Source organism: Hominimerdicola alba (genome assembly GCF_900112155.1).
In the GTDB taxonomy this organism is placed as follows: Bacteria; Bacillota; Clostridia; order Oscillospirales; family Ruminococcaceae; genus Hominimerdicola; species Hominimerdicola alba_D.
This window is the reverse complement of the sequence record NZ_FOKQ01000078.1, coordinates 1-6,898: the sequence shown is the minus strand read 5'-3', so window position 1 is coordinate 6,898 and position 6,898 is coordinate 1. Positions and strand designations below refer to the sequence as shown.

At 43.3% G+C, this 6,898-nt stretch carries 5 protein-coding genes and 1 other annotated feature; of the genes, 3 read left to right on the top strand and 2 right to left on the bottom strand.

The features are described 5' to 3' along the window. Positions 1-342: 342 nt before the first annotated feature. The gene (glgB, locus tag BM265_RS19085) at positions 343-2,118 is read right to left on the bottom strand and encodes a 1,4-alpha-glucan branching protein GlgB (protein ID WP_074963508.1); all 1,776 of its coding nucleotides are present in this window, start codon (positions 2,116-2,118) and stop codon (positions 343-345) included. A 105-nt stretch (positions 2,119-2,223) separates the two neighbouring features. Between glgB and BM265_RS19080 the strand changes: the two genes are divergently transcribed. Next, entirely contained in the window at positions 2,224-2,784 is a 561-nt protein-coding gene (locus BM265_RS19080) for a TetR/AcrR family transcriptional regulator C-terminal domain-containing protein (protein WP_074963507.1), read from the top strand. Between the two features lie 41 nt (positions 2,785-2,825). Here the strand turns inward: BM265_RS19080 and galT are convergent, their stop codons facing one another. Further along, positions 2,826-4,322, bottom strand: coding sequence for a UDP-glucose--hexose-1-phosphate uridylyltransferase (gene galT / locus BM265_RS19075; protein WP_074963506.1), 1,497 nt, complete (start codon positions 4,320-4,322; stop codon positions 2,826-2,828). A 209-nt stretch (positions 4,323-4,531) separates the two neighbouring features. Beyond that, positions 4,532-4,770 (top strand) — a binding site (T-box leader). Between the two features lie 98 nt (positions 4,771-4,868). Between galT and BM265_RS19070 the strand changes: the two genes are divergently transcribed. Continuing rightward, positions 4,869-6,533: a 2-isopropylmalate synthase gene (locus BM265_RS19070; protein ID WP_074963505.1), complete on the top strand. Its 1,665-nt coding sequence runs from the start codon at positions 4,869-4,871 to the stop codon at positions 6,531-6,533. A gap of 109 nt (positions 6,534-6,642) precedes the next feature. Continuing rightward, positions 6,643-6,898 (top strand): helix-turn-helix transcriptional regulator (locus tag BM265_RS19065; RefSeq protein WP_074963504.1); only part of this gene is annotated, 256 nt, incomplete at its 3' end.

Below are 6,898 nucleotides of genomic sequence, written 5' to 3'. Positions count from 1 at the left end.
TGAAAAAGAGTCGTTCATGTAGCCGTAGATGAGTATCTTCATCATGATATCCTCGGGTATGGCGCCATTCCACTTGCTTACTATCGTGTATTCTTCTTTTTGATAGATCTCATCTATAACATTGCTCAATACTCTGACAGGTGAGCTTTCTTCGATGTAGATCTCATAATTCATGTTAAGACGCACTTGACAATTTCTCATTTTTGTGGTACAATCCTTTCGTTGGTTTGATGCTATATTTGCAATTACATTATACCACAAAATGAGACGCCTGGCACTACCTTTTTGGTGTGTCAGGCGTCTTTTTCTTTGTTGGGGCTGCAACAGCCCCTTTGTGTTTAGTTATCTCTGTTTGATTATAGCACAGCTCAGTGGTGCAAGACGGAGATTCAGCGAGAAATTAAATGCTCTCATATCGCCGTTAAGGCAGTTTGAACCGGCGTAGATATCCTTATCGGAATTAAGTATCTCGGTATAGTCGCCGTTCTGCTCAACTCTCAGAGTGTAATTCTGCATCAGCCCCGAGAAATTGAAAACAAAGTATATCCCCTTGCCAAAGTTGTCGCGCCTGATAAAAGCATAGATGGACTGATTGTTGTTATTGGCATCACACCAGCGGAAATGTCCCGAATTATAATCATTCTCGTAAAGTGCGGGCTCATTGAGATATATGTGATGAAGCTCCCTTATATAATGATGCACAGAATCATGTGAGGGGTAAGTCAGCAGATTCCAGCCAAGCTCCTTACCGGGACGCCATTCCATGTACTCAGCTATCTCATTGCCCATGAAATTCAGCTTTTTGCCAGGGTGGCCGAACTGGAAAGTATACAGGCATTTTATGGTGGCTATCTTTTCCTCGTGACTTCCAAAACACTTATCAAGCATAGTCTGCTTGCCGTGGACTACCTCATCATGAGAGTAAGGCAGAATAAAAAGATCGTTGTAAAAATAGCTCATGGAGAATGTCATTTTGTTATGATGAGCGCGGCGCTCATAAGGCGGAGTTTTGATATAATTTATGGTATCGTGCATAAATCCGAGATCCCACTTGTAATCAAAACCAAGTCCCCCGAATTCAACAGGAGCGGTGACTTTTGTGTAATCGGTTGAATCCTCGGCAAACAGCATAATATCAGTATGACGTTTCTGGATAGCGTAATTGGTATTTTTAAGAAACCATATTCCCGTATCATTAAGAGGTTCATCACGTCTGCCATGCTTGAAGATGAGGTTTGCCACCGCATCATACCTCAAACCATCAACGTGGTATTTTTCAATCCAGAAATTGATCGATGACTTAACAAAGCTGAGAACATGGGGCTTGCTGTAATCGAAAAGAGCCGTTCCCCACTCGGAGAACCTGTCCTCTTCCCTGTCGGATTCAAAAAGAAATCCGCCGTCATAGATATGCAAGGCAAAGAAATCGGTGACGAAATGCACAGGCACGAAATCAAGGATAACACCTATATCCGCCTGATGGCAGGCATCAATAAAACGCATGAGCCCTGCAGGGTCACCATAGCGTGAAGTCGCAGAATAATAACCCGTTACCTGATAGCCCCATGATCCATCGTATGGGTGCTCAGTCAGTGGCATTATCTCGATGTGGGTGTAACCCATATCCTTTACATAGGGTATCAGGAGTTCAGCCATTTCATCATAGGTGTAAAAACGGTCGTCATTCTCGCTGTCAAATTTCGTGCGCCATGAACCGAAGTGAATCTCATAGATATTCATGGGCTTATCATAGCACTTATCACGCTTTGACATCCATTCGCCATCATGCCATTCATGGCAGTTCACATCATAAATTATAGAAGCGTTCTTTGGTCTTACCTCACTGTAAAATGCGAATGGGTCTGAGCGATAGTGCTTCTGAAGTGCCTGAGTTGTGATGATGAACTGATAGATATCCCCAACGTTAGCAGGATGAACAGTCTCCCAGACTCCACAGTCTAGCCGCGTCATCTCATATTCACCTCCGTTGAGCATAAGAGTGACATTCCTCGCATTAGGGGCATAAGTGGCGAAACGCACTCCCCCATCAACAAAATGTGCACCGAAATATTCATAAGCTGTAAGGCTCTGACCTTCTAAAAATTCATTGATAATCATTAATAATGCACGACCTTAAAAATAATTTACTAAAATTTTCTTGAATTTTTTTTGATTTGTGATATAATTATATTGTTGAATTATATGCATGAAAGGATACAGCAGATGTCAACATCAAATATAACAAAATCAGCACTGTGCAACGCGCTAAAAGAGCTTTGCACGCAAAAGGATTACGAAAAGATCTCTATTTCCGAGATAACAGGTTTTTGCGGAATGAACAGACAGTCCTTCTATTATCATTTTCAGGATAAGGAAGAGCTTTTGTCATATATATACTACAACGAGCTTTTCAAGAACATCACCAGAGGTGTCAACTACGATAACTGGTATGAACGTCTTGAGGGGTTCCTTGAAAATATGCAGAAAGATAAAAAATTCTACTCGAACACTCTGCGCAGCAATGAAAAGACCTTTGAAAAATATCTTTATCAGAGTATGCACCGTTTGTTCCTGAGATTTTTCTATCATGCAGTAGCAAATACCCGCAAACGCAGCGATAAGGCTAAATTCTTTGCGGATTTCTACTCCCACGGATTCTGTGGAATGATAATCGACTGGGCGGCACAAGGAATGAAGATATCCCCCCACACAGTAATGTTAGAGATGAAAGAACTGGCATTCGAAAATGTCATTATCGGTAAGGGCTTTATCGAAAATCTTTGATATCACAGGCACGGCAGAAGTTATCTGCCGTGCTTTTTATGTTATCTTTCGTTTACGTAAGCCACGAACCTGTCAAAGGCTTTTGCACCCGACTCGTCGCGTTTGAAAACACCGGCGTGTTCGAGAACCTTTGCGAAGACTTTTCCTATCTCATCCTTTAATATGCTGTCAACATTTTCTGAAGTGAAGCTGTACTTCTCACGCAGACCATCAGCCCAATCAGCGTGTTTAGCCAGAGTTTCATCACTGCGGATATCAGCACCGTTGACAAGGGCTTGGGAAAGCTTTTCCATCTCAACTTTAAGGCGCGAAGGCAGCACCGCAAGTCCCATGACCTCAATAAGACCAATGTTTTCTTTTTTGATATGGTGAAGCTTCGCATGAGGGTGATAAACCCCAAGGGGATGCTCTTCGGTGGTGATATTATTTCTGAGAACCAGATCCATTTCATATCTGCCGTCCCGCATACGTGCGATCGGAGTTATGGTATTGTGGGGTTCGCCATCTGTTTGCGCAAAGATGAAAGCGCTTTCATCGGTATAGCTGCGCCACAAAGTGAGTATCTTATCCGCAAGTTCCACCAGAGCTTCCCTGTCGGTACTGTTCAGCCTTATTACCGACATTGCCCACTTTACAATTCCCGCATCGACATTATCAAATCCTTTGAATTCAAGCCTGCGCTCAACCTCTGCCCTTGCCATGGGAAACTCGTAATGTCCGCCCTGAAAATGCTCATGAGAAAGGATAGAACCGCCTACAATGGGCAGATCAGCATTTGATCCGACAAAATAATGGGGATACTGCTCAACAAAATCAAGTAGTTTATTAAAAGCAGAACGATTGATTACCATCGGCGTGTGTGTCTTGTTGAAGAGAATACAATGCTCATTGTAATAAACGTAAGGCGAGTACTGCAAACCCCAGTCAGAACCGTCGATGGTAACACCGATGACACGGTGGTTCTGTCTTGCTGGGGAATTAAGTCTGCCTGCATAGCCTACATTTTCATAACAAAGCAGACACTTCGGGTAGCCAGACTGCTTCGCCAGCTTTGCCGCCGCAATTGCTTTCGGGTCTTTCTCTGGCTTGGAAAGATTTATAGTGATATCCAGCTCGCCGTACTCGGTAGAAGTCTTCCATTTAACATCCCTGCTGATACGGTATCTTCTGATATAATCGGTATCCTGAGAGAATTTGTAGAACCAGTCGGTAGCCGTCTTTGCAGAGACAGCTTTCTTCTCAGCGAATATCCTCTCCACCTCGGAGGGACGGGGCGTGATAAGGCCCATCAGTTTTGTATCAAAAAGATCTCTGTGGACAACAGTATCTTCGCACAGACCCTTTTCACAGGCATAGTCAAGCAATTCTGCCAGAGTACTTTCAAGGTCTATATTCTTGTATTCCTCTAGCGGTTCATCGTATTCTTCCAGCGACAGAGCTTCAAGCAGGCGGTTAGTCACCCAAACCTTATCCGCAACTTCGATAAGTCCCTTTTCAAGTCCGTAAGTAACCAGCTTTTTAATGCTTTCGTTTATCATAATATCACTCCTGTCCCATATCCATCGGATCATACTCATATACTTATATTAAAATTATTATATTATAAAACTTGCCTAAAGTCAATAAAAAAATGTGAAATAACATAAATTAATGGGAGTTTCAAAGCCAGATATTAAAAAACTGTTAAATGCATAAATTAACCCTTGACAAAGTTGGATAAATATAATATAATTATTTCATGATATAAACAATGGCGTTGAGAGGAAAAAAGACGCTTTGCGGAACTTTCAGAGAGCTGTCGTTTGGTGAAAGACAGCAGTTCGATAGCGCGATAACTCGTCCTTGAGCCGGTATGGTGAACATTCAGTAGCTGTGCCCGGGATTCTCCCGTTACAGAGAGGCGCATTAGTTGATGCGGCAGAGGTGTACAGTGTGAGCTGTGCATGAATCGGAGTGGTAACACGGGTAATTATGCTCGTCTCTTGTTTTTTACAGAGACGGGCTTGTTTTATTTTCTAATGACTTCAATACCCGTAAGCCCTAATTAGACTACTATCAAATATTATTATATAGGAGGAATTTTGATGAAAAACGCAGAAAAGTATGCAAGAGGATATTATATGCCTCCCGTAAAATGTATGAAATGGGCTGAAAAAGATTATATCGATCATGCCCCCGCATGGTGCTCGGTTGACCTGAGAGACGGCAATCAGGCGCTTATAATACCCATGAGCCTTGAAGAAAAGCTGGAGTTCTTCAAAAAGCTGGTAGATATCGGCTTCAAGGAGATAGAGATAGGCTTCCCTGCCGCATCCGAAACAGAATATGAATTCTGCCGTACACTTATCGAGAAGAAAATGATACCTGATGATGTTACAATCCAGGTACTTACTCAGTCAAGAGAACACATAATCAAGAAGACTTTCGAGGCAATCGACGGTGCTAAGCACGCAGTTGTTCACCTCTACAACTCCACCTCTGTTGCACAGAGAGAGCAGGTATTCCGCAAGTCCAAGGAAGAGATCATCAAGATCGCTACCACAGGCGCAGAACTCTGCAAGGAGTATAAGAAGCACGCCAAGGGTCATATCACATTTGAGTACTCCCCCGAGAGCTTTACCGGTACCGAGCCCGAGTTTGCAGCTGAGATATGCAACGCTGTTATCGATATCTGGGAGCCAGATGCAGATAACAAGGTCATCATCAATCTCCCTGTTACCGTCGAGATGTCCCTGCCACATGTATACGCTCAGCAGGTCGAGTATATGTGTGATGTTCTCCACAACAGAGAGAACCTGATAATCTCTCTCCACCCCCACAACGACAGAGGCACAGGTATCGCTGATACCGAGCTCGGTCTGCTCGCAGGCGGTGACAGAGTTGAGGGTACCTGCTTCGGCAACGGCGAAAGAACAGGTAACGTTGATATCGTAACACTCGCACTGAATATGTACACCCACGGTGTTGAGCCTAATCTTGATTTCTCTGATCTCCCATCCCTCATAGAGCTTTATGAAAGAGTTACAAGAATGAAGGTATACGACAGACAGCCTTACTCCGGTTCACTGGTATATGCTGCATTCTCGGGCTCACATCAGGATGCTATCGCAAAGGGCATGAAGTGGCGTGATGAGATCGATGACAAGCACTGGACTTGTCCTTATCTCCCCATTGATCCCCACGATGTTGGCAGAGAATACGAGGGCGACGTTATCCGTATCAATTCACAGTCCGGTAAGGGCGGTATAGGCTATATCCTTGAACAGCAGTACGGCTATGACCTCCCCAAGGCTATGAGAGAGGACTTCGGCTACAAGGTAAAGGATATCTCCGACAAGGCTCACAAAGAGCTCAGCAGAAGCGAAGTTCACCAGATATTCAAGGAAACTTACCTCAATATCAATGCTCCTATCGATATTCTTGAAGCTCACTACACTCAGAAGGCTGACGAGCTCATAGGTGCTAAGGTCAAAGCAGTTATCAACGGCAAAACAGTTGAATGTGAAGCTGACGGCAACGGCAGACTTGACGCTGTAGCTAATGCACTGACCGCTGAGATAGGTATGGAGATAAATGTTGATACCTATACCGAGCACGCACTTGAAAGAAAGACAACTTCCGAGGCTTGTTCCTATGTGGGAATCAACGTTAACGGAAAGATTTTCTGGGGTGTCGGCAGACATTCGGACATCATCGTATCCTCTGTAAGAGCACTGGTATCTGCTATAAACAATGCAATGAAGAAGTAATTTATACATACAATAAAAGCTCCTGCGTCACTATGAACCGAACCATTAAAAACGTACAATGACAAAAAAGACCTCCTATGGTATAATAGAAACCATAGGAGGTTTTGTTATGGCAAGAAGTTACAAACACATACAGCAGTATGAAAGAGAAATACTTGAACTTAAAGAAAGAGGCATGACGCAAAAGGAAATAGCGCAGCAATTAGGATTTACAAAAGAACAAGTAAAAGAATTCTTTCACCGTCAGCATAAGAAAGAGCGAAAGATAGCCGCAGGTATAGCCTTAAAAAAGAAAGGTCGTCCGCCCAAAGATAATAAGATCACCCAAACTGATAAGGTTAATGAACTCAAATACATCATAGCTC

Coding starts and splice junctions, on each gene's coding strand:
- glgB (WP_074963508.1), bottom strand. CDS start 2,118: ATGATTATCAATGAATTTTTAGAAGGTCAGAGCCTTACAGCTTATGAA.
- BM265_RS19080 (WP_074963507.1), top strand. CDS start 2,224: ATGTCAACATCAAATATAACAAAATCAGCACTGTGCAACGCGCTAAAA.
- galT (WP_074963506.1), bottom strand. CDS start 4,322: ATGATAAACGAAAGCATTAAAAAGCTGGTTACTTACGGACTTGAAAAG.
- BM265_RS19070 (WP_074963505.1), top strand. CDS start 4,869: ATGAAAAACGCAGAAAAGTATGCAAGAGGATATTATATGCCTCCCGTA.